Source organism: Mesorhizobium ventifaucium (assembly GCF_935822925.1).
Lineage (GTDB): Bacteria > Pseudomonadota > Alphaproteobacteria > Rhizobiales > Rhizobiaceae > Mesorhizobium > Mesorhizobium ventifaucium.
Genome location: NZ_CAKXZS010000009.1, coordinates 61,930 through 84,962 on the forward strand (window position 1 = coordinate 61,930; position 23,033 = coordinate 84,962).

The 23,033-nt window shown below is 62.8% G+C and carries 18 protein-coding genes; 4 read left to right on the forward strand and 14 right to left on the reverse strand.

What is annotated here, in order from left to right:
• Positions 1 to 191: 191 nt before the first annotated feature.
• The gene (locus NMG70_RS07150) at positions 192 to 428 is read left to right on the forward strand and encodes an antitoxin (RefSeq protein ID WP_254023878.1); all 237 of its coding nucleotides are present in this window, start codon (positions 192 to 194) and stop codon (positions 426 to 428) included.
• Between the two features lie 374 nt (positions 429 to 802).
• On the opposite strand, the gene NMG70_RS07155 is transcribed toward NMG70_RS07150, so the two are convergent.
• The 14 genes from NMG70_RS07155 to NMG70_RS07220 form a co-directional block, all read right to left on the reverse strand.
• Entirely contained in the window at positions 803 to 1,732 is a 930-nt protein-coding gene (locus NMG70_RS07155; protein WP_254023879.1) for a cation diffusion facilitator family transporter, read from the reverse strand.
• A gap of 28 nt (positions 1,733 to 1,760) precedes the next feature.
• Positions 1,761 to 3,950, reverse strand: coding sequence for an anthranilate synthase (locus NMG70_RS07160; RefSeq protein WP_254023880.1), 2,190 nt, complete (start codon positions 3,948 to 3,950; stop codon positions 1,761 to 1,763).
• 280 nt (positions 3,951 to 4,230) lie between these two features.
• Positions 4,231 to 5,355 carry a M14 family metallopeptidase gene (locus NMG70_RS07165; RefSeq protein WP_254023881.1) on the reverse strand — a complete coding sequence of 375 codons (1,125 nt, stop codon included), beginning with the start codon at positions 5,353 to 5,355 and terminating at the stop codon, positions 4,231 to 4,233.
• 77 nt (positions 5,356 to 5,432) lie between these two features.
• Entirely contained in the window at positions 5,433 to 6,602 is a 1,170-nt protein-coding gene (locus tag NMG70_RS07170) for an MFS transporter (protein WP_254023882.1), read from the reverse strand.
• 133 nt (positions 6,603 to 6,735) lie between these two features.
• Complete coding sequence (locus tag NMG70_RS07175; protein ID WP_254023883.1) at positions 6,736 to 8,112, reverse strand: FAD-containing oxidoreductase; 1,377 nt, start codon at positions 8,110 to 8,112, stop codon at positions 6,736 to 6,738.
• Positions 8,109 to 8,570: a DUF4126 domain-containing protein gene (locus tag NMG70_RS07180; RefSeq protein WP_254023884.1), complete on the reverse strand. Its 462-nt coding sequence runs from the start codon at positions 8,568 to 8,570 to the stop codon at positions 8,109 to 8,111. The genes NMG70_RS07175 and NMG70_RS07180 overlap by 4 nt, the downstream gene beginning before the upstream one ends.
• Before the next feature lie 745 nt (positions 8,571 to 9,315).
• Positions 9,316 to 10,995 (reverse strand): formate--tetrahydrofolate ligase, encoded by a 1,680-nt coding sequence (locus NMG70_RS07185; RefSeq protein WP_254023885.1) that lies wholly within the window; start codon positions 10,993 to 10,995, stop codon positions 9,316 to 9,318.
• A 316-nt stretch (positions 10,996 to 11,311) separates the two neighbouring features.
• The gene (locus tag NMG70_RS07190; RefSeq protein ID WP_254023886.1) at positions 11,312 to 11,707 is read right to left on the reverse strand and encodes an ester cyclase; all 396 of its coding nucleotides are present in this window, start codon (positions 11,705 to 11,707) and stop codon (positions 11,312 to 11,314) included.
• 160 nt (positions 11,708 to 11,867) lie between these two features.
• Positions 11,868 to 13,010: a DUF2333 family protein gene (locus NMG70_RS07195; protein WP_254023887.1), complete on the reverse strand. Its 1,143-nt coding sequence runs from the start codon at positions 13,008 to 13,010 to the stop codon at positions 11,868 to 11,870.
• A gap of 50 nt (positions 13,011 to 13,060) precedes the next feature.
• A complete protein-coding gene (locus tag NMG70_RS07200; protein ID WP_254023888.1) occupies positions 13,061 to 14,365 on the reverse strand; it encodes a DUF6638 family protein in 1,305 nt (434 codons plus the stop codon).
• A 109-nt stretch (positions 14,366 to 14,474) separates the two neighbouring features.
• Positions 14,475 to 14,873, reverse strand: coding sequence for an endonuclease domain-containing protein (locus NMG70_RS07205; protein ID WP_254023973.1), 399 nt, complete (start codon positions 14,871 to 14,873; stop codon positions 14,475 to 14,477).
• 140 nt (positions 14,874 to 15,013) lie between these two features.
• The gene (locus tag NMG70_RS07210; RefSeq protein WP_254023889.1) at positions 15,014 to 16,924 is read right to left on the reverse strand and encodes an AAA family ATPase; all 1,911 of its coding nucleotides are present in this window, start codon (positions 16,922 to 16,924) and stop codon (positions 15,014 to 15,016) included.
• A gap of 24 nt (positions 16,925 to 16,948) precedes the next feature.
• Positions 16,949 to 18,094, reverse strand: a complete 1,146-nt coding sequence (locus NMG70_RS07215) for a hypothetical protein (protein ID WP_254023890.1) — start codon at positions 18,092 to 18,094, stop codon at positions 16,949 to 16,951.
• A gap of 35 nt (positions 18,095 to 18,129) precedes the next feature.
• Positions 18,130 to 19,218 carry a hypothetical protein gene (locus NMG70_RS07220; protein ID WP_254020007.1) on the reverse strand — a complete coding sequence of 363 codons (1,089 nt, stop codon included), beginning with the start codon at positions 19,216 to 19,218 and terminating at the stop codon, positions 18,130 to 18,132.
• 561 nt (positions 19,219 to 19,779) lie between these two features.
• Here NMG70_RS07220 and NMG70_RS07225 point away from each other — a divergent pair.
• From NMG70_RS07225 to choV, 3 genes are all read left to right on the forward strand, one after another.
• The gene (locus NMG70_RS07225) at positions 19,780 to 20,727 is read left to right on the forward strand and encodes a choline ABC transporter substrate-binding protein (protein ID WP_254023891.1); all 948 of its coding nucleotides are present in this window, start codon (positions 19,780 to 19,782) and stop codon (positions 20,725 to 20,727) included.
• A 159-nt stretch (positions 20,728 to 20,886) separates the two neighbouring features.
• A complete protein-coding gene (gene choW, locus NMG70_RS07230; protein WP_254023892.1) occupies positions 20,887 to 21,741 on the forward strand; it encodes a choline ABC transporter permease subunit in 855 nt (284 codons plus the stop codon).
• Positions 21,738 to 22,919, forward strand: a complete 1,182-nt coding sequence (gene choV, locus NMG70_RS07235; protein WP_254023893.1) for a choline ABC transporter ATP-binding protein — start codon at positions 21,738 to 21,740, stop codon at positions 22,917 to 22,919. The genes choW and choV overlap by 4 nt, the downstream gene beginning before the upstream one ends.
• Positions 22,920 to 23,033 lie beyond the last annotated feature (114 nt).

Below are 23,033 nucleotides of genomic sequence, written 5' to 3' on the forward strand. Positions count from 1 at the left end.
AAGCTTGATGACGCTGCCAGGCTCGGCGGCATGGAGCCATCGAGCAGATCGGTGAGCGCAATGTCCATGCCCTGCATGGTATTGGCGCAAGCATGCGGGGCCAGCCCGTCGCGAACCAGACCGGAAAAACGGCTGGAAATGGCAGCCGGCGCGCTCTACGACTTGAGATTTCGGGTCAGAAAGGATGCCATATGGACAAGGCGAAGGTGTTCTGGTCAGGCCGCTCGCAGGCGGTGCGTCTGCCCAAGGAATTTCGTTTCGAAACCAAGGAGGTTTCGATCCGCCGCCAAGGCCGAGCGGTGATCCTCGAGCCGCTCGACCAGGATTGGGGCTGGCTCGACCAGGTGACTGGGCCGCTTGACGCCGACTTTGTCGAGGCAGTTCTGGAACGGCCGATAGCGATTAGTTCATCGGCGCAGAAGTTTTGACGGGTTGGATGTGCTTGCATAGGCAGGCGCATGCCTTGGCGATCGGCGGAAAACAGCCATCGCTTCGTCATCCTGGGGCGGAGCAAGGAGCGAAGCGACGCGGCGCAGACCCCAGGATCCATGCCGTGACTTCAGAGCGCTGCTGCGCTGCTGAATTCTGCTCCGCTGCACTCTCCGACTGAGGTTACGGCATGGATCCCAGGGTCTCCGCGACGTAGCTTCGCTCCTGCTTCGCCCAGGGATGACGAAGTTGGGGAGGCTTCGGCCAATCTCCAGCGTTTGCGATAGTCCGCTGAAACGAACGATGGATGTTGCCTGTCGGCAAGCCTCCAACCCGTCAAAATCCTCTGTGCAGCGTTACTGCGTGAACCATCTCACGCGAACGGCACGGCGGTCGTGCCCTTGGGCAGTTTTGCCTCGTCATCGGGCTCGACATGGATGGTGACGCGCACCGAGGGGATTTCTGCCTTCAGCGCATCCTCGATGCGGTCGCAGATGACGTGGCTGGCGCCCACCGACATGTCGGCGTCGACGACCAGGTGGAACTCGATGAAGGTGGCGCGGCCGGCAATCCGCGTCTTCAGATCGTGAACTTCCAGCGCGCCTTTGCAATTGGCCGAGATGATGTCGCGGATGCGCATGTGCTCCTGCGTGTCGACGGCGCGGTCCATCAGACCGTTCATCGACGAGCCGATGACGTGCCAGCCCTGCCACAGGATGTTCAGCGCAACGATGACGGCGAGAGCGGGATCGAGGACTTGCCAGCCGGTCAGCACGGCGCCGACCAGACCAATGAACACGCCGACCGAGGTCGCCACGTCGGTCATGATGTGCTTGCCGTCGGCGACCAGTGCCGGTGACTTCTCGGCACGGCCGGCACGGATCAGCGTCAAGGCCCAGAAGGCGTTGATCACCGTCGCGACGCCGTTGATGGCGAGGCCGGTCCAGGGCTGTTCGAGCGGGACGGGATGCCGCAAGGACCACCATACTTCGTTGAGGATCAGAAGGGCTGCCAGCACGATCAGCACGCCTTCCAGGACAGCCGAGAAATACTCGGCCTTGTGATGGCCGAACGGATGATCCTGGTCGGCCGGCTTGTGGCTGACCTGGATCGCCCAATAGGCGGCGGCAGAGGCAATGACGTTGACGATCGATTCCAGCGCGTCCGAATAGAGCGCCACGGAACCGGTGACGTACCAGGCCGCCAGCTTCAGGCCGAGCACGACGAAGGCGAGGACTATCGACCAGAAGGCGAGGCTTGCGACCTTGCGTTTCGCGGCGTTTTTCGAATCAATAGCGGTCATTGATTGCTTCCGGCCGCCGAAACCGGAGCTAAGCCGCCTTTTCCTTGGCCTTGCGCGGCAGATGCGCAACGATGTTCTCGATCATTCGCATGCCGGCATTGTGGCCGAGCGTCATGATCGATTCCGGGTGGAACTGCACCGCGGCGATCGGCTCCTTGCTGTGCTCGAAGGCCATGATGACGCCTTCTTCAGTCTCGGCCGTGACGACGAAGCCATCGGGCAGCCGCACCGGATCAGCGAAAATCGAGTGATAGCGGCCGACCGTCACCTCCTTGGGCAGGCCGGAAAAGATGATGCCCGGCTTCGACACGCGGATGCGCGACGGTTTGCCATGCATCGGCACGTGCAGCTGCCGCAGCTCTCCGCCATAGGCTTCGGCCAGCGCCTGCAGGCCGAGGCAGACGCCGAAGATCGGCAGGTCGCGCGCGCGGGCCCGCTTGATGGTGGCGGCGCAGTCGAAGTCCTTCGGCGTGCCGGGACCGGGCGACAGCACGACGAGATTGGGTTTCAGCCGGTCGAAGACCTCGTCCGGCACAGGCGTGCGCACGGTCGAGACATTGGCGCCGGTCTGGCGAAAATAATTGGCCAGCGTGTGGACGAAGGAGTCCTCGTGGTCGACCAGCAGGATGTTGACGCCGTCGCCGACGCGCGCGGTGGCGCGTTCGGTGTCGGCGGCATTGCCGGTCTTGGCGTCGCGGATGGCGGAGATCATGGCGGATGCCTTCAGTTCGGTTTCGGCTTCTTCTTCCTCGGGAATGCTGTCGAAGAGCAGCGTGGCGCCGGCGCGCACCTCGGCGATGCCGTCCTTGATGCGGATGGTGCGAAGCGTCATGCCGGTGTTCATGTCACCGTTGAAATTGACCATGCCGATCGCCCCGCCATACCAGGCGCGCGGGCTCTTTTCGTTCTGCTCGATGAAGCGCATCGCCCATAATTTCGGCGCGCCGGTGACGGTGACCGCCCAGGCATGCGACAAGAACGCGTCGAAGGCGTCCATGCCTTCGCGCAGCCGCCCTTCGATGTGGTCGACGGTGTGGATCAGCCGCGAATACATCTCGATCTGGCGGCGGCCGATGACGCGCACCGAGCCCGGGTCGCAGACCCTCGACTTGTCGTTGCGGTCGACGTCCGAGCACATGGTCAGCTCGGACTCGTCCTTCTTCGAATTGAGCAGCTTCAAGATCTGCTCGCTATCGGAAATGGCGTCGCCGCCGCGCTTGATCGTGCCGGAGATCGGGCAGGTCTCGACACGGCGGCCGTTGACGCGCACGAACATTTCGGGCGAGGCGCCGATCAGATATTCGCCCTCGCCGAGATTGATGAAGAAGGAATAGGGCGAAGGGTTGATGGTCTTCAGCTTGCGGGAGATGTCGGAGGGCGGCGTCTCGCAGCGCTCGTAGAACATCTGGCCGGGCACCACCTCGAACAGATCGCCGCGCTTGAAACTCTCCATCGCCTTGCGCACCAGATTGGCATATTCGCCGGGCTCATGGTCGCCGCGCGGCGGGATGCGGTCGGCGGTCTTGAACGGCTCGACGATTTCGTCGCGCGGCAATCCTTCCGTCGAAAACCCGTCGCCGGAATAATCATAGCGGTCGGTCCAGGCCTTGGTCGAATAGTGGTCGACGACCAGGATCTCGTCGGGCAGGAACAGCACAAGGTCGCGCTGGCTTTGCTGGCGCTCCAGCTTGTAGTCGACCGGATCGAACTGGAAGGCGAGATCGTAGCCGAAGGCGCCGTAGAGGCCAAGATTGGCGTCTTCCTCTGTCTTGAACAGAGCGGTGATGGCCCGCAGCACGGTGAAGACGGAGGGAACGCGGCTGCGTTCTTCTTCGGTGAAGACACGGCCGGGCTTGGCCACATCGAGGCGGATCAGTCTCTTCGACGTCTCGGCGATCGTCACGTCGTCAAACCCGCCAAGCGCCTTGCCGATCACCGGCAGAAGCGCCTCGCCGCGGCTGTTCAGCGCCTCGATGCGCATTGCGCGGCCGCGCGCCGAGATCACCAGCGGCGGGTCGATGATGGCGGTGTCCCAGCGCGTGTAGCGGCCGGGATACTCGTAATTCGAAGAAAACACAGCGCCGCGGCGCGCATTCAGCCCGTCGACATAAGCATCGATCGCGCCTTCGTAAGCCCGGTCGTGGCGCTCGCGGGTAATCGTCACGCCACCCGCGGTGACGAAGCGCTCCGCCCCGTTCTCCAGAATTTTCGTCGTCATTGCCGTCTCCATCAGCGTCTTGGCTATTTCAGCGTCTTGGGGCAACGGACCCGGGGCATGGCTTGAAAAAACAAATGGCCGCCCGGACATTCCGTTGCGGCCACCTTCTATTTTCACGCGCACGCGTTCGAACAGGCCGCTGTCAGCGAGCCCACCACCAAACGGTCTTGATCGAGCGCATGTTCATGGCGATTCCAATAGCGGCGATTGAACGGCCGCGCAACTGGATTCAATGGAGGGCGTGGAGAAGGGGGGAGGGCATGGAGAAGGGCAGGAGCCCTCAATCCTCCAGCGTTCCCGACCTTGCATCGGCGCTCTTCCTGTCGCCGACCAGCTTCAGCAGATCTTCGCCGGCGCGGATGATGCGCCGGGAGCGCCGTGTCAGGATGATGCCTGCCTGCGGCGCTAACACCTGGGTGCGGCCGTCGGCCTCACCCGGCGCATGGACGATGGTGGCGAGCAGCGCGCCTTTTGCCACACGGTCGCCGGGCTTCACGTCGTAGAGGACCGCGCCCGCCCGCGGCGCCGGCATCATGTCGATGTTTTCGAGCGGTGCGACGATACCGGTGAAAGAATTGGGACCGGTGAAAGAATTGGGACCGGTGAAAGAATTGGGACCGGTGAAGCTGCCGGACGTGGACAAGGCCTGATCCAGGATCACGCCGCGCGCCACCAGCAGCCGATAGAGCCCTTCGGCATCGGCGCCGGCCAGAACGCCGTCGACATCGAGGATGCCGCGATACTCGACCGTGGTGGCGACGCGCCGGTCGAACCGGGCCACAACGGCAGGGACGTTCAGATACGGCGTGATCGAGGCGCCTTCGAAGGTGCCGTCGGTATCTTCATCCCACAGGATCACCGCATCAACGCCCATGGCCGCCGCACAATCCGCCATGGCGGGCCACAGGCTGGCATGGACATAGAGGTAGGCGAGGCCCTCGTCGTCGCAGTGCAGGTCGAGGACGATGTCGTGGCCGAGCGACAGCTGCAGCAGCCGGGTCTTCAGCCGCTGGTCGGCAGTGCCAAGCGTGGTGTCGGGCAACAATTTGACGTCAGGCGCGGCCAGCAGCGGAAAGCCGCGGTTGAAGTTGGTGCGCGTGCCCAGGTGAAAACGGCCCTGGTGCTCGCCGAAATGATACTGGGCGCGGCCGATCGGATTGGCTTGTGGTACGACGGTGATATCGCCCTTGATGCGGCCTTCCGCTTCGGCCTTTTCAAGCATCGGCATCAGCGCGTCGATGGCGACGACGCCCGGCAGTTCGCCGGCATGGAGTGCGGCCTGCAGATAGGCCGAAGATGCGGACTTGTCGCTGCCGTCAAAGCGGAGCCCTTCGAAGCGGAAGACTGGGAATTCGTAGGAGACGCCCTCGCTGTCGCCGGCGATACGCTCGATCGATTTCTGCATGATATTCCTCCAGGAAAACACATGCCCTTTCGCCGATACGCTGTCGATTGGTCCAGTCTGCTGCGCTATGGGCGCAACTATTGCGCGGCGTGCGTCACCAGCAGCTGGCGGTCCAACGTCTGCGACATCACTGCCACGGCGACCGCCAGCAGGGCGAGCGCCGCGCCGACCAGCGGCAGATTGGCATAGGACACGCCCAGCGAAAGTGCCACGCCGCCCACCCATGCACCGGCGGCATTGCCGATGTTGAAGGCGCCCTGGTTCAGCGTGGCGGCGAGGTTAGGCGCCTCGGAGGCCGCTTCGACGACACGGATCTGCAAAGGCGGCACGATGACGAAGACGAGCAAACCCCACAGGAAAACGATGAAGACGGCCACGGCTGCGACGGCGCCGAATTCGGCAAAGCCGACGAGCAGCAGCGCCAGCATCAAAAGCGTGCCGATCACCGTCGGCATCAATTTCCAGTCGGCCAGCCTGCCGCCGATGATGTTGCCGATGGTCATGCCGCCGCCGAACAGCAGCAGCACCCAGGTCACGGTTGCGGTCGACAGGCCGGAGACGTCGGTGAGATAGGGCTTTATGTAGGTGAAGACGGCAAACAGGCTGGCCGACGCCAGCGCCGAGATCAGCATAGCCAGCCAGACCTGCAGCTTGCCGAGCACGCGCACTTCGCCGAGCAGGCCGCCGCCGCTCGGCTGGGCAATACCGGCAGGCACCAGCCAGGCGATGGCTGCGACCGAGACGAGGCCGATCCCGACTACGGCCACGAAGGTGGCGCGCCAGCCATAGGCTTCGCCGAGCGCCGTGCCGCCGGGAACGCCGAGGATGTTCGACAGCGTCAGACCGGCGAACATCAGTGCGATGGCGCTGGCCCGTTTGTTACGCGGCACCAGGCTGGCGGCGACGACCGAGCCGATGCCGAAGAAGGCGCCATGGCCGAAAGCGGTGAAGACGCGCGCCGCCATCAGCATCCAATAGTTGGGTGCGATCGCGCACAACAGATTGCCGACGACGAACAGCATCGCCAGGCCGACCAGCACCGGCTTGCGCGGCATGTGTGCCGTTGCCACCGCGATCACCGGCGCGCCGAAGACGACGCCGAGCGCATATCCGGTAACCAGCAGGCCGGCCGACGGGATCGAAACGCCGAGATCGGCGGCGACCTCGGGCAGCAGTCCCATGATGACGAATTCGGTGGTGCCGATACAGAAGGACGCAATGGCGAGCGCTAGGATCGGCAGCGGCATGATGCATCCACATGAATCGGTTCAAATCGAGACTGTGCGGAGATGCACCAGGCGCACAAGCGCGATTGCTGCAATGCAGCATTGCAGAAAACGGACAGCAGATCGCGACTGCGGTGGCAGGGCGGGCCGAAGCCTATGCCAGCGGCTTCAACTCCTGGGCGATGGTGGGCAGAAGTTCCGAGACGTTGGGGTGGATGTGCATGGCGCGCGCGAGCGTGCTGATCGGCGCCTTGGCGTACATCAGATCGAGCACGCAGTGGATTGCCTCGTCGCCGCCGGGGCCGAGCACCGAACAGCCGAGGATTTCGTTGGTGTCAGCATCGGCCAGGATCTTCATGAAACCTTGCGTCTCGCCTTTTTCGACGGCGCGGCCAACGCGGGTCATCGGCCGCTGGCCGACCAGCGCGCGGCGGCCGGACTTTCTTACCGCTGTCTCGGTCATGCCGCAGCGGCCGAGCGGCGGGTCGGTATAGAGCGCATAGGCTTCGATGCGGTCGCTCACCCTGCGCGGGTCGTTGTCGAGCAGATTGGCGGCGACGATCTCGTAGTCGTTGTAGGAGGTGTGGGTGAAGGCGCCCTTGCCGTTGCAGTCGCCCATCGCCCAGATGCCGGGCACGCTGGTGCGCAGCTGGTCGTCGACGATAATGAAGCCGCGTTTGTCGACCTCGACGCCGGCCTTGTCGAGGCCGAGATCGTCGGTGTTGGGCGTCCGGCCTACTGCCAGCAGCACATGCGAGCCGACAGCCGGCGCCTTGCCGGCGGTGAAAGTCACGGCAAAGTCGCTGCCCTGCCTGGCGAAGCTGATGTCGCCGGCGCCGAGATGAACCGTGATGTCTTCGTTTTCGAGGATGGACAGGATGGCGGCCGAGACATCCTCGTCCTCGCGGCCGATCAGCCGCGGGCTTTTTTCGATCACCGTGACCTGTGAACCGAAACGGCGGAACATCTGCGCGAATTCGAGCGAGACGTAGCTGCCGCCGACGACGACGAGATGGCGCGGCAGCACGTCGAGATCCATCATCGATGAATTGGTCAGGAACGAAATGCCGTCGACGCCTGGCAGATCCGGCACCGAGGCACGGCCGCCGGTGTTGATGAATATTTTCCCGGCGCTCAGCAGGTCGTCGCCGACGCGCACGATGTTGGCCGTCTCGAAGCGCGCATGGCCGCGATAAAGCGTGCATTTGTCCATGCCGGCAATCCAGCTCTCGAGGTTGCCGCGGGCGTCGTCCGACACCTTGTCCTTGCGCGCCTTGATCGCCGTGTAGTCGACGCCGACCGGACCGGAGAGCGTCACGCCGTAGTCGGCGGCGCTGCGGGCGAGATGCGCGGCATAGGCGCTGGCCACCATGGCCTTGGTCGGCATGCAGCCGGTGTTGACGCAGGTGCCGCCGACCAGCTTTCGCTCGATCAGCGCCACGCTCATGCCGGCCGCCGTCAAGCGGCCGGCGAGCGGCGGCCCGGCCTGTCCGGCGCCGATGATGATGGCGTCGAATGTCTTTGCCGTCATGCCACCGCCACCACGATCAGCAGGCCGCCGATGATCGCTACCGCGTCCTCAATGAAGGCTGCGGGCGGATCCTTACCGAAAGCGGCGGCCAGGCGTTTACGCAGCTCGGCGCCGCCCAGCGTGCCGATCACCGCGCCGATGGCGCCGGCGATCAGGCCGCCGATGGTGGCGCCGCCGGTCGCGCCGATCACCGCGCCGGTGAAGGCGCCCATGACAATGCGTGCGCCGAACTGCTGCGGCACCTTGCGACTCGGCGTCGACGGCAACTGATCGGTGACCAGCTCGACGATGGCCAGGATGGTGAAGATGCCGACGGCGATCCAGTGGCCCATGAAACCAGCCCAGGTTCCGGCGACCGGCAGCCAGCCGAGCCAGGCGCCCCAGGCGACGGCGGCAGGCGCGGTCATGGCGCGAAGGCCGGCAACGACGCCGATCAGAAGTGCAAGGATGTACAGCATGATTGATCCCCTCGATCACTCGGCCCGGGACAGCCCAGCCGGGGCAGGCTAGCATAGGTTCGGCATTTGACCAGAGGCCTGCGATCTCTGGCGTTATACCATTTTCATGGACACCATATTGAAACAGCAGGGTGAGACAGGAGGCATCAACCCGTTGCCCAAGTTGGATCAGCGAAGCGGCGGCCCAATGAGCATGGACGGTATGGGCCAGGATCCAGCGCGGGCGATCGCTTCAGGTTTGCGCTGCCCCTCATTGCCCTGCCGGGCATTTCTCCCCGTACAGTGACGGGGAGAAAGATGCCGTCATCGCCGATTTCGCCAACCTATAGCGTTGCAGAAAAGGCGCCGAGGTTGCGGCCAGCCCCTTCTCCCCGTTCACGGGGAGAAGATGCCGGCAGGCAGATGAGGGGCGGCGCCGACATCGACAGTGGTTGTTCCAACATGAGTTGGAGCTATCTTACCACGCGCTCCTGAGCGTCCTTCGAGAATTCGCGGCGGCATTGCGGTCGAGTTCCTGTCGGATGCAACGGGGTCGTTGCCCTATGCCAAAAGCGCCGGCTACGCCTCGGCCGAGGACATCCATCGCGTGGTGACTGTTGTCCTGCAGTCGCGCTTCGCCGCCGTTCTCAAGACCGCCGAATGGATCGCGCGCTGGCACGCAGCGCCGCCTAGAAGTTTGGCGCGGCCAAGCAAAAGAGGGCGCCGCGTCGCTGCGGCGCCCCTACCATGCCGGCCTTCAAAATTCTCAGAACAGGCCTTCGATCTGGCCCATCTCGTTCAGGAAGATCTTCTCCGAGGACGGCGCCTTGGGCAGGCCGGGCATGGTCATGACCTCGCCGCAGATGACGACGATGAAGCCGGCGCCGGCAGACAGCCTGACCTCGCGCACCGGCACGGTGTGGCCGGTCGGCGCGCCGCGCAGGTTCGGATCGGTCGAGAACGAATATTGCGTCTTGGCCATGCAAACCGGCAGGTTGCCGTAGCCGGCGTGCTCCCAGGCGTGGAGCTGGTCGCGCACCGACTTGTCGGCGATCGCTTCGGATCCGCGATAGATGCGCTGGACGATGGTGTTGATCTTCTCGAACAGCGGCATGGCGTCGGGATAGAGCGGCGCAAACTGCGAGGAGCCGGATTCGGCCAGCGTCACCACCTTGTTGGCGAGTTCCTCGATGCCGGCCGAGCCGTGGGCCCAGTGCTTGCACAGGATCGCCTCTTCGCCCATCGAGGCGACATAGTCCTTCATCGCCCTGATTTCAGCGTCGGTGTCGGAATAGAAATGGTTGATGGCGACCACGGCAGGCACGCCGAACTGCCTGACATTCTCGATGTGGCGGCCGAGATTGGCGCAGCCCTTCTTGACCGCCTCGACGTTCTCCTTGCCGAGATCTTCTTTCTTGACGCCGCCATTCATCTTCATGGCGCGCACGGTGGCGACGATAACCGTGGCTGCCGGCTTCAGGCCGGCCTTGCGGCACTTGATGTCGAAGAATTTTTCGGCGCCGAGATCAGCGCCGAAACCGGCTTCAGTGACGACATAGTCGGCTAGTTTTAGCGCTGTCGTGGTGGCGACGACCGAGTTGCAGCCATGCGCGATGTTGGCGAAGGGGCCGCCATGGACGAAGGCCGGGTTGTTCTCCAGCGTCTGCACCAGGTTGGGCTGCATGGCGTCCTTCAGCAGCACGGCCATGGCGCCGTCGGCCTTGAGGTCGCGGGCGTAGACGGCCGACTTGTCGCGGCGATAGGCGACGATGATGTCGCCGAGGCGCTTTTCCAGGTCCTTTAGGTCGGTGGCGAGGCACAGGATCGCCATGACTTCCGAGGCGACGGTGATGTCGAAGCCAGCCTCGCGCGGAAAGCCGTTGGCGGCGCCGCCGAGCGAGCAAATGATCTCGCGCAGTGCGCGGTCGTTCATGTCCATGACGCGGCGCCAGACGACGCGGCGGATGTCGATGCCGAGCTCGTTGCCCCAGTAGATGTGGTTGTCGATCAGCGCCGAAAGCAAATTATGCGCCGTGGTGATGGCATGGAAATCGCCGGTGAAGTGGAGGTTCATGTCCTCCATCGGCACGACCTGCGCATAGCCGCCGCCGGCAGCGCCGCCCTTGACGCCGAAATTCGGCCCGAGCGAGGCCTCGCGGATGCAGACGATGGCCTTCTTGCCGATGCGGTTGAGACCGTCGCCGAGGCCCACTGTCGTCGTCGTCTTGCCTTCGCCGGCCGGCGTCGGGTTGATGGCGGTGACGAGGATCAGCTTGCCGTCCTTGTTTGCCTTCACCGACTTGATGAACTCGGCCGAGATCTTCGCCTTGTCGTGGCCGTAAGGCAAAAGATGCTCGCTCGGAATGCCGATCTTCTGGCCGATCGCCTGGATCTGCTTCTTGTCGGCGGCGCGCGCGATCTCGATGTCGGACTTCACTTCGGCCATGGCGGCTTTCCTCTGGATTGGACGGTGGAGGGGACGGGTTTGATCAGTATGGTCGCAAGCCTGCTCGAAACAGCCTGGCGCTGCAGGCGAGGGCACGTTCTAACCCTGTCGCTGCCGTGGCGTCAACTTGCATGCAACTATGTTTCCTCTAGAGAAAGGCGACTCTGTTTCCCGGTCGACCTGTCCCGGGTCTTCGCGCCCGGTTGTCGCGCCGTATAGAAGCCAGAGCACGCGCCGTCCTGCCGTCTCAAAACAGCCGCGGAATGCACGGAATGCGACAGGGTTCGAGCGCTGGTCGGCGCTTCGACCGGTGGCGCTAGAATGCGCCGATCTGGTGCATCAACCCCAAGCCGTCAAGCTGCCCGAAATGCTCGACCACGATGCCGTTCTCAACCCGATCAATGTGAATCACCCCAACCGAGACGCAATTTCCGCTTGGCTCGACGCCATGGAAGATGCCGGTGTGCGTGCCCTGAAAGCGGCCGCGCGTGACCACCTTGTCGGCATCGCTGACAAAGTCGTCCATGACGTGATGTCCGTCCGGAAATCCAGCAAAGAACTCGGTCAGGGATTTGCGCCAGTCATCGAAGCCGATCGGATTGGCGCTGCCGAGATGAACTGTGAGATCCGGAGAGACCAGATTGGCCAGTCTATCCCAGTCTTGCGCATCGATCGTGGCATAGAAATTTCGAGCAATTTCCCGGATATCCATCGTGTGTCCTCGCTGGCTGCCGCCCACGGTTGAACGACGACGAGACGATCAGGTTCCGCTCCTCACAATGCGCAGCCGAACTGCTGCGTCAGCACGTTGCCGATCCCGACCAGGGCCAGCGGTGATTTCAAGCCAAGGCGTCTTTCACCAATCGCTTGCTTCACCGATCCAGAACGGACCTGACCTCGACGAGGTTCGATCGCACCCTAAGCACATAGAATCCCATCGTGGTGAGGTGGGTGGGCATGATCCAGCCATCCTCGCGGCCGTTGGAGATTATCAGAGGCTGGATGGCGAGCGCTGCCTTGAGCTGGCCTTCAACGCTGTTCCACAGCGGCGTGAGGCCGCGATTGTCGAGGATCTGCTGGAAGTCGTGATGCGCCGCCGTCAGGATGCCGTAATAGCCGTAGAGCTGGCCGTAGGCGAACCAGAAGCGGTCGTCAGCGCGCGTGTCGAACCAGCCGCTGTTGAAATTCTGCGAACGGTCACGGATCAGGTCCGACGTCGAGCCTATGTCACTCGCGATCCGGTCGACGAACTGTAACAGATTGTCGGCGCGCGCGTTGAAGACCACCTCGCATTTCATGAGCCGGTCGTTGAAGGCGCGAAGGCTGTTCGCCGCCGTGCGATAAAAACTCGGCGTCGGGGTTTTCGGACCAAAGGGCCTGAAGCCGAAATACCAGGTTTCCTCGTCGAAGGTGATGGCGCCGCGCGCATCCTGCAGGTTCTGGTCGATCTGGCTGGTGCCGCGGACGCGGCCCAGCGTGTCGACAAGCTCGACCGCGGTGCGCCGGATGGCCTGATTGACGCCGCGCTGGAAGGAGGCCTTGTTGTCGAGAAACGGCGTGCGGTCCCAGTCCATGCCGAAGAACCCGAGCTTGTAGAGTATCATCGACGAGATCCAGGCGTTCTCGTTGACGTTGAAATCGATGAGATCGGCCGAGACCTGGACAATGGCAGAGTTGGTGCAGGTCTTGACCTCTCCCTCGACGCCAGCGGTTTCCCCGGTGGCGGAGGGAGCGGGCTGCGCCGGGGCGGTTCCGGCCGGCTGCTTGAAATTATAGGCTTCCGCATAGGCGGGATTGAAATTGCTCCAGACCTGCGTGTTCCAGATGAAATAGCCGTAGAGGCCGATCAGCATGAGCAGAGCGAGGCCGAGCACCGCCTTCAGGATCCAGCCGCGCTGCGTATACCAGCGCCCGGCCCAGATGAACGGCCACAGGATCACGCCGACGGCGAAGCCGATGCCGCGGCCAATCCACTGGAACATCCGTGTGAAGAAATTCACGATCGGATCAAGCATGGCGATGTCACCCCTCGTCAGTCAGCCAAGAATTCGATAAGGTTTGGCATTCAATCGGTAAGGCCGTAGAGGCGTGTGCGAAACGCCACCTTGTCTTTCAGATATGTGGTTTTCAGAACGTCCACAACATGCGATCGCCAGGCGTCGCTGAAGCCGTCATAGTCCCTGTAAAAGCCCGGTTTGTTGAAGACGTAGCGCGAGACGAAGTCCTGCGGCACGAAATCCGAGATCAGCTGGTTGGTCAGCCAGGCGTCGGGATGGCCGGGCTTGGCCCGGATCGCCAGGAAACGCTGCTGCGGGAACACGTCCTCGACCTTGAGATAGCCGAGGTGAGCGATCTCGCGCTTGGCGGCGTTGAGAAAGGGAAAATTGCCGTCCCTGGTGATCAGGTCGGCATGGCTGTGGATCCAGGTCTGCAGCCAGACCTTGTCGACGTCGGTCAGGTTGCGGTCGGGCTCGGCGTCACGAATCAGCGAGCGCACCACCATCTCGGCACGATGTTCGAGATAGCCTGATGTTTCGATCCACGAGGCCCGCGGCAGTTCGATGCGGCCGGTCGCGGCGAGGAACTTGAACACCCTGTCGGCATCGTCGATCGAGAGGTAGCTCACTTGCCACGGCCGCGAGCGGCGGAAGCCGGGTGCCGCCGGGTCGCTGATCACCGTCGTCATATCACGGTCGATGAACACATAGAGCCCGCCGAAATGGCTGGTCCAATAGGCGCTGTGGCGAAAGATCACCCGATCCGGCACCAGCGCGTTCTCGCGGATGTCGCCGCAGATCTTGGCCAGCTCGACCATGCGGGTGAGCATGGCGCTGTCGCGCCAGGCGTCCGGTTCCTGCTTCAGCCGGTCGACGAGCTTACCGAGTTCGGCGGCTTTGCCGAGCACGTCCTCCGCCGACAGCACCTTGAACTCGACCTGGTTGATCGACAGCAGGTCCTCGATGTCGTCGACCTTGGGGACCGAATCCTCGATCTCGCCATAGATGACATCCTTGATGGTCAGCGCGTCGATGGCGCGCTGGTTCGTCGACATGAACTCGAACATCAGTTGCGAGGTGTTGGAAAAGGCGGTGTGGACCACCGGCAGGTCGACCTGCGACGGCGTCAGGATGATGAAGCGGCGGTTGATCTCGTTGGGATCGAGGTAGTTGTAGTCGCCGCATTCCTCGGCCACCTGCGGCGAGAAGCCGGTGCGGTCGATCTCGAAGCTCTTCAGCTTCGTCGGCTTCAGGCCGAAGGCGACCAAAGCCTTGTTGTAGCGATGGATCAGATGCGGCTCGTCAATGGTCAGCAGCCGGCCATAGATCAGCTCGTTCTCGCGCAGCAGATCGGGTGATTTGGCGGGGCTCATGAGCGTGGATCCAAAGGATTTTGCGCTAAAGGACGAGGCGCCAACGCTGACGCCCCCCTCTCCCCGTTCTTCACGGGGAGAGGGTAAGGGTGAGGGGCGGCGCAAGCGATCAAGGACATGTCTCTCCATAGCCTTTGGCGGCAACAAATCTAAGATCATGCGTTTCGATACGGCGTTCGAGGCGTCCTTCGATCGCAGCCAGTATTGTTTCAAGAACTTCTTCGCGGTCCCAAAAGCGCAGCATGGACCAGCCATTCGAGACGATGAAGCGATCCCGGATTCGATCATGATTGCTGCCGACATGCTGACTCCCGTCAACTTCGACAACAAGCTGGCACTCCCTGCAGGCGAAGTCGGCGAAATAGGAGCCTATCGCAAACTGCCGCACGAATTTATGGCCGTTCAGCCTGCGGTCACGCAGTTCCATCCAGAGCGCGGTTTCGGCGTCATTGTCCGATTGACGCAGGCGTCTCGCTCGCCTCGTTGTCTCGATTTCTGGTCCACGCATGCGCTGCCCCTCACCCTTACCCTCTCCCCGTGAAGAACGGGGAGAGGGGGGCGTCAGCGTTTGAACCACATCTTTCAGCGTTGCTGTGGGATCCTATCCATTGCTCCAACGGCAATGATATCCAAGCACAAGGAAGAACCTCACGCATTCCACAGGCCCTTCTTCTTCAGCTCCTCGATCTCGCGCATCGCGCGGTCGCGCAGGCGGGTGTCGCGGATCATCTTGGTCACCGCTGCGTCGTCGGACTTGTCGGAATAGCGGAACTCCGAGTCGGCGTAGCGGTTGACCTCCTGCATGACCATGTCCATCGAGAACGGGCCGCGCAGCTTCTCGATCATCGCCTTCTTGTCGTCGTAGCTCTTGTGCATGAAGACTTCAGGTTTCTCGAACCATTCGTCCGGCAGCTCGATGTCCATGGCGCGCATCTTGATCGCGTCGGTGACGTTCTTGATGGCGCGGCCGGTGAAGCGCGGCTCGGCGTCCTTGATCATGTGCAGATAGGTGCCGATGTCGGCCATCGACTTCGGTGCGCCGTTCTCCTTCATGTAGCGCTCATAGACCTTCATCAGCCCGTCTTCCCTGGGCTTCTCGTGCTCTTCATAGGCCTCCATCACCGCGCGCTGGATCTCCTGGGCGGCATATAGCTTGTGGTCGCCGAGCGGGATCTTGTGGTTCTTGCCGGCGAGCAGCACGAAGATGTCGATATAGTCGTCCCGCGTTTGTGGCCCGTCGACCAGCCAGCGGGCGCCGGCGCGCTGGCGCAGCGCGTCGTCGACGTTTTCGGGATAGTTGGAGAACATGCCGAAGGAGCAGTTGCCGCGCACCACCGTGGCCGCACCCCCGAATGCGTCCATCAGGACGCCGGTGATTTCCTGCTGGCCGGCCGAGGCGCGATCGTCGGAGCGGCGTGCCGCCACCTGGTCTATATCGTCGATGGTGCCGAAGCCGATGACGCGCGGGTTCAGCACATTGTTGATGAACTGGCGGCAGTTCTGGCCCGACTTGCCCTGGTAGGAGGAGATCTGGTCGACGCCGAAATTCTCGTAGGCGAAGGGGTAGCCGGCGACCTGACAGTAGCCGTTGACGAGACCGGCGATCATCTGGATCAGCGTCGTCTTGCCGGTGCCGGGCGCGCCGTCGCCGATGAAGGTGAACAGGAAGCCGCCGAGCTCTACGAACGGGTTCAGCTCGCGCTCGAAATCGTAAGCCATCAGCATCTTGGCGAGCTTCACCGACTGGTATTTGGCGATGTGGTTGCCGACGACCTCTTCCGGCTTCTTGAAGGTCATCACCAGCGGCTTCGACCGCTTGCCCGGCGCGACGTCGAAGCCGTCGAGGGTGAAGTCGTCGACGTCGATGCGGATATGCGCGTTCTCGAACGGACCGATGCCGTCGAAGCGGCCCTTTCGCGCCAAAAGCCCGTCGATGGCGACACGGGCGAAGGCGCGCGCCCGGGTCATCAGGTCGGCGTCGTCCTTGGCGCCTGCTATCGCCTTGTCGAGGCCGGCCACGATCGATTTCACCGCGTCCTGTGGCGTGTCGAACAAGAAGTCCGGCTCGCGCGTATCGTTCGGCGCCTCGCCGTCGCTGTCGATCAGCTGGAACAAATACGAGGCGAGGCTGAAGGCCGAAATATAGGCCGAGGCCGACAGCAGCTTCTTGAAGGTGGCGGCCTCGTCGCCTTCGAGCGGGGCGCGGGCGTTTTTCGCCTTCAGGCTCTCGAGATCTGAGCCTTCGGCGAAGACATCAGCGATGGCCAGCGCGATCGCCAGCCCGCGCCGGGTGCGATAAAGCAGCATGTGCTGTGCAATGCTCAGCAACTGATCGTCGGGATGGACGGCGGCTACCGTTTTCGAAAGGTCGACTTCGCGGGTGCGGCGCACCGAGCCGACCGAGACGGTCGAGACGAAGCGGCGGTTGGTGCCGGCAAGCGCGGTACCGGATTCCCGCGACGGGTCCTCCAGCACGACGATGCGGGTGATGAAGCTCTGCGCCGTGGCGCGATGCTTTTCGATCGCCGCTTCCGAAATCGTGGTCAGGCCGGTGTCCATGAAGGATGCTCCGCGGTTTGACGGTCAGACGTCACTGATGACCTGTCCTTTGGACAGGATGTGGACCTTGTAGCCGGAAAAGATCTTCTGCGCCTCGCCGGCGGCGTAGAGCGCCTGATAGGCCTCATGCGGGATCAGCGCGTGCCTCTCGTAACTCGACACGCCCTGTCGCGCTGCCTCCAAATCGTCGGTGTCGATGAAGAATTCCTGCGTCGTCTTCTCGCTCGAAAACAGTCCTTTGCGGCCGGGTTTTTCGGCCTTGGAATAGAGCTCCTGGATGGTCCAGGTCAGCAGCCAGGCGTTTTCCGGCTTGCGCACCTTGTCCAGAATGTCGGTCACCGTCGAATTGTTGTCGGTGATCCCGGCCGAATAGAAGGGACCGAGCACGACGCGGCGCAGCTGCTTGGGGTGGAGTTGCTCGAAATCCTTGTCGAGGTTGACCGCGATCGTCGCCGGCGACAGCGTATAGGCGGAATTCTTCTCGGTGAAGTCGTCGAAGCGGTGGGCAAGCTCGGGATTGAGCAGCCCTTCAACGGGAAGCGGAATGTCGACCTTGTCGTTGAGCTTGCCATTGCGGTCGACAAGCTGCCCGATCATCTCTTCGGAGGAATCCTCGACCGTCACCATGTAGACCAGCGGCAGATTGGCGCTGCCGTCGAATGCGGCCCAATGGACGAGGTAATAAGGCCGCCCGGTCTTCGGATTGACCGAGACTTTTGCCGTCTGCGCCAAGGTGAACGGCCCGAAGGTCGTCTCGCTCCTGACGCCTTCCAGATAGAGCCGCTCGGCCATCGACTTCTGCAGCGCCTTGGGGAATTCCTTGTGGCGCAGGATGAAATCGGCCATTTCCTCGCGCAACTCGTCGGCCAGCGGTATGTTGGCCAGTCGCGTATCGGCCTGGCGGCGGTCGTTTTCCAGTTCGAGCACATTCTGGAAGACCGGAAAGCCGCTTTCGGCGCGCGAAATGCGGAACGTCTCCATGAAGCCCAGCCGGTTGCGCCAGCAGGAAAACGAGTTGTCGAGCCGCGCAATATATTCGGCGACGATCTTGGCGACGATGCCGTGCCGGTAGAGCGGCGAGCGATCGTCGCGCATGAACACTTCGAGGCCGCTGAGTGCCGCCGTGATCGCCGAGAAATAACGCGTTGCCGCTTCGTTTTCGGGGGTCATGCAGCCAGCCCTTGGGAGGTATGCGGGTGCAGCAACTACGACTGCACGTAGTTTGCCGCATTGTGCTTCTTAAGCACGTCGTCGAAGCGGCGGGCAAAGGCATCGTCGGCCAGCTTCTTGCGGCGCTGGATGTCGGCGGTCGCCACCATGTTCTTCTCGTGCATTTCGAGGAGATCGCCAATGTGCTTCTGCGAGGCCGCGCCGATGCCGGCCATGGTTTCCTCGGCGGTGTTGTCGACCTGGCTGCCCAGCGTGTTGATCTTGTGGGCGACGTCCTGCTGGGCGGCAGTCTTCAGCGAATCCTCCAGGGCCTTGTAGAGGACGATGCGCTGCTCGGTATCGATGGTCAGCTTGTTGATCAGCGTCGACTGCGCCGCGATCTGGTTGTTGAGCGAATCGACGAAGGTCTGGAACATCGAGGTGTAGCGCTCCAGCGTCTGGCTTTCGGCCAGCAGCTCCTGCTCCTTGGCCTGCTTCTCGTTGTACTCGGTGGCCAGTTTCGAACGCTCGCCCTCAAGCTCGGTGCGCTCCTTCTGGCTGGTCGAGGCGGCGATCTTGTTCTCGATGTCGAGCAGCATCGGATTGAGCTCCTCGATGCGCTTCTGCACGGTCTCGAGATTGGACATGGTCGCCTTGCGGCGCTCGATCACCTGCGACAGGCTGGCCTCGGAGGTCTTGTAACGCTGGTCGAGGATCTGCTTCTGCGCCTTGAGGATGCCGACGATGGTGTCCGATTTCGCCAAAAGCTCCTGCAGATTGCCGGCCAGCGACATGTTGCGGACGCGGTCGGTGCGCATGCGCTGCTTGCTCTGGTCGGAAAATATGCCGACGAAGCTTTCCCAGCCGGTGTAGTTCTTCATGCTCTCGAATTCGGCGCCGAAGACGTTGGTGGCGTCCTCCAGCCCGATGATCAGGTCGGCGATGTTGCCTTCCATCACCTTCTGCTGCTTCAGCACATCCTCGATGCGGGCGTTCTCGAGGTCGAAATTGGCGTCGCCGATCTTCTGGTCGGTCTTGGCGAGCGTGTCGAGCACCGTGCCGGACTGCTCGATTTTGGTGCGCATGTCCTGCACGACCTGCTTGGTCTTGGCAATTTCGGCATCGAAATTCTGCAATGTCGCCATAGGAGCCTCCCGCTTCGGCAATTGTTCGTGTCGCGAACGCCGCGAATATATGTTTCGCAAGGGGGGAAGGGAAGGTGGAAGATTAGGGCTGATAAAGGATGGCGCCGAAGTTGAGACAAAAAACCCGCCTCAGCGGCGGGTCGTTGGCGCAATCAGCACCATGCCCAGATCAATAGCATAACTGCCGTCACAAAGCAACGGAAATGGCTGATACCGATCTAGCGTTTCGCTCCAGGTTTGTGCCGCCCCCATCGGCTTGCCTTCCAGCGCTGGTGATTGGCGAAACAAGGGGGGAGATCGGCAGCTACGCCGACAGCGCTTGTTCCGGAATGTTTGAGGTGCGCGGGGAGGGGGCGTCCCGACGTTCCACCGGAAAAGCGCCTGGCCACCAGAAAGGCGCCTGCAGCAGCAGGCGGCGTGTCGCTGGTCGGCCAGCCCGCGCCGTTGAACGCGATTGTCTTATCGCTTGAAACCGCACCAGAATGGTGTTTGGCTGACGAAACAAGGCGGAGACAGAACCGCAATTTCGCTTCGCCGATAGATCACAATGGGAGAATACAGATGTCGCGTATGAAACTACTCGCCGCCGGCTTCGGCCTGGCGGCATTTCTTTCGGCGAGCGGCGCACTCGCCGCCGAGCCGGAAAGCTGCAAGCCGGTGCGTTTTGCCGATGTCGGCTGGACCGACATCACCGCCACCACCGCTACCGCCAGCGTCATCCTCGAAGCGCTCGGCTACGAGCCCGACGTGCAGGTGCTGTCGGTTCCGGTCACCTACACCTCGCTGAAGAACAAGGACGTCGACGTCTTCCTCGGCAATTGGATGCCGACCATGGAAGCCGACATTAAGCCCTATCTCGAAGACAAGTCGGTCGAGACGGTCGTGACCAACCTCGAAGGCGCGAAATATACGCTCGCCGTGCCGCAGCACACCTATGACGCCGGTCTCAAGGATTTCGCCGATATCGCCAAGTTCAAGGACAAGCTCGACGGCAAGATTTACGGCATCGAAGCCGGCAATGACGGCAACCGCCTGATCCTCGACATGATCGCCGCCGACAAGTTCGGCCTGAAGGATTTCGAGCTCGTCGAAAGCTCCGAGGCCGGCATGCTGTCGGCGGTGCAGAAGGCGGCCGCATCGGGCGAAGACGTGGTCTTCCTCGGCTGGGAGCCGCATCCGATGAACGCCAACATCAAGATGGCCTATCTGTCGGGCGGCGACGAAGTGTTCGGCCCGAATTTCGGCGGCGCGACCGTCGCCACCAATGTCCGGGCCGGCTACACCACCGAATGCCCGAACGTCGGCGCGCTGCTCAAGAACATGGTGTTCTCGCTCAAGATGGAAAACGAGATCATGGGTGCGATCCTCAATGACGGCGCCGACCCCAAGGCCGCGGCCACCGAATGGCTCAAGGCCAATCCGGACGCGATCACGCCATGGCTCGCCGGCGTGACGACCTTCGACGGCGGCGACGCCGCGGCCGCCGTGAAAACCGCACTGGGTTCGTAGCAGGCTTACACCTCCCTCTTGCGGCAGGTTCGGCGCGGCACGTGCCGCGGTTGGGATGGTTCAGACGGAGCATAACCGCGACCATCCCACCCGCTCCGCTGCGCGGTTCGACCCGCCCCGGAGGGGGAGAGGGTGAAGAAGAATGAGGGGACAATTGCAATGGATCCGGTTTCGCAACTGATTTCGAGCTTCAAGATCCCGATCGGGCGGTGGGGCAAGACTTTCTTCGACTTTCTGACCACCAATTTCGAGTGGTTTTTCGACAGTATCGCCGACGGGCTCACCGTCGTTCTCGACGGGCTGGTCGATCTTTTGCTGCTCGTTCCCCCGGTTCTCCTGGTTGCCGCCATAGCCGCGCTTGCCTGGTACCTGCAGAAATCATGGAAGCTGGCGCTTGCCGTCGCGCTCGGCCTGCTCTTCATCGTCAACCAGGATCTCTGGCAGGAAACCGTCGAGACGCTGGTGTTGGTCGTGGGCGCTGCTGCGGCCTCGATGGCCATCGGCGTGCCGATCGGCATCTGGGCGGCGCATAACGAGCGCGGCTACCGCTACCTCCAGCCGATCCTCGACCTGATGCAGACGATGCCAACCTTCGTCTACCTGATTCCGGTGCTCATTCTCTTCGGCCTCGGCATCGCTCCCGGCCTCATCGTCACTGTCATATTCGCCGCTCCCGCGCCGATCCGCCTGACGCATCTCGGCATCACCTCGGTGCCGAAACCGATGATCGAGGCCGGCGAAGCCTTCGGCGCGACGAAACGCCAGCTCCTGTGGAAGGTAGAGCTGCCGGCGGCGCTGCCGACCATCATGGCGGGGCTGACGCAGTGCATCATGCTCTGCCTCTCCATGGTCGTGATCGCTGCGCTCATCGGCGCCAACGGCCTTGGCAAACCGGTGGTGCGCGCGCTGAACTCGGTCAACATCCCGCTCGGCCTCGAAGCCGGCCTCGCCATCGTCGTGCTCGCCATCATCCTCGACCGCATCAGCCGCATCGGCACGGGAGCCGCCAAATGACCGCCGCGGTCGATTTCAAGAATGTCGACATCGTCTTCGGCGCGGCGCGCAAGGAAGCGCTGGCGCTCGTAGACAGCGGCGCGACGCGTCAGGAAATCCTGGAGAAGACCGGCGCCGTGCTCGGCTGCGCCGGCGCCAATTTGACCGTCAACGAGGGCGAGATTTCCGTCCTGATGGGCCTCTCCGGCTCCGGCAAATCGACGCTGCTGCGCGCCGTCAACCTGCTCAATGTGCCGGCGCGCGGCAACGTCATGGTCAAGGACGGCGACCGCATGGTCGATGTCGCGGCCTGCGATGCCGCCACGCTGCGCCACATCCGACAGACGCGGGTCGCCATGGTATTCCAGCAGTTCGGCCTTCTGCCCTGGCGCACCGTCGCGGAAAATGTCGGCTTCGGCCTTGAGCTGTCCGGCGTGCCCGAAGCCGAGCGCAAGGCGCGCGTCGAGCGCCAGTTGAAGCTCGTCGGCCTCGACCAGTGGGCGTCGAAATACGCCCACGAGCTTTCCGGCGGCATGCAGCAGCGCGTCGGGCTGGCGCGTGCGTTTGCCACCGAAGCGCCGATCCTGCTGATGGACGAGCCGTTCTCGGCACTCGACCCGCTGATCCGGACCAAGCTGCAGGACGAACTGCTGCAGCTTCAGGCCGAGCTGAAGAAGACCATCATCTTCGTCAGCCACGATCTCGAGGAGGCGCTGAAGATCGGCAGCCACATCACCATCATGGAAGGCGGGCGTATCGTGCAAACCGGCGCGCCGGAAGACATCGTGCTGCGCCCCGCCAATGACTATGTCCGCGACTTCATCGCCAATGTGAATCCGCTCTCGGTGCTGACCGCCTGGAACGTGATGCGCGACCGCCGCGACCTCGACCACGGCGAGGACGGTTGGGTGTGGCTCGACCGCCGCAAGACGACGCGTTTCAAGGTCGACGAGCACGGGCTGGTGGCGGCGGCCGAGCGCGACGGCAAGCCGGCGTTCTGGGTGTCGTGCGCCGATGTCGAGGCGCAGCCGGAGGAGACGACGCAGGTATTCTGGGCCAATCCCGGCACCTCGCTGAAGACGGTGATGCTGGCCATGCACCGCTCGCAGACCGCACCGGTGGCGCTGTTCGACGACCAGTCTCGCTTCGTCGGCGCCATTGGCGTCAGGGATGTGCTGAGTGCGGTGTTGCGGCGGTAGTTGTTTTCTAAACGAAACGGCCCGTATCGTTCCTTCGCGCGCGCGTCTCTGTACTGCCGCACATCTCCCCCGCGGGGGAGATGTGCGGCAGTCACGGATTTCGTCAATCGCATG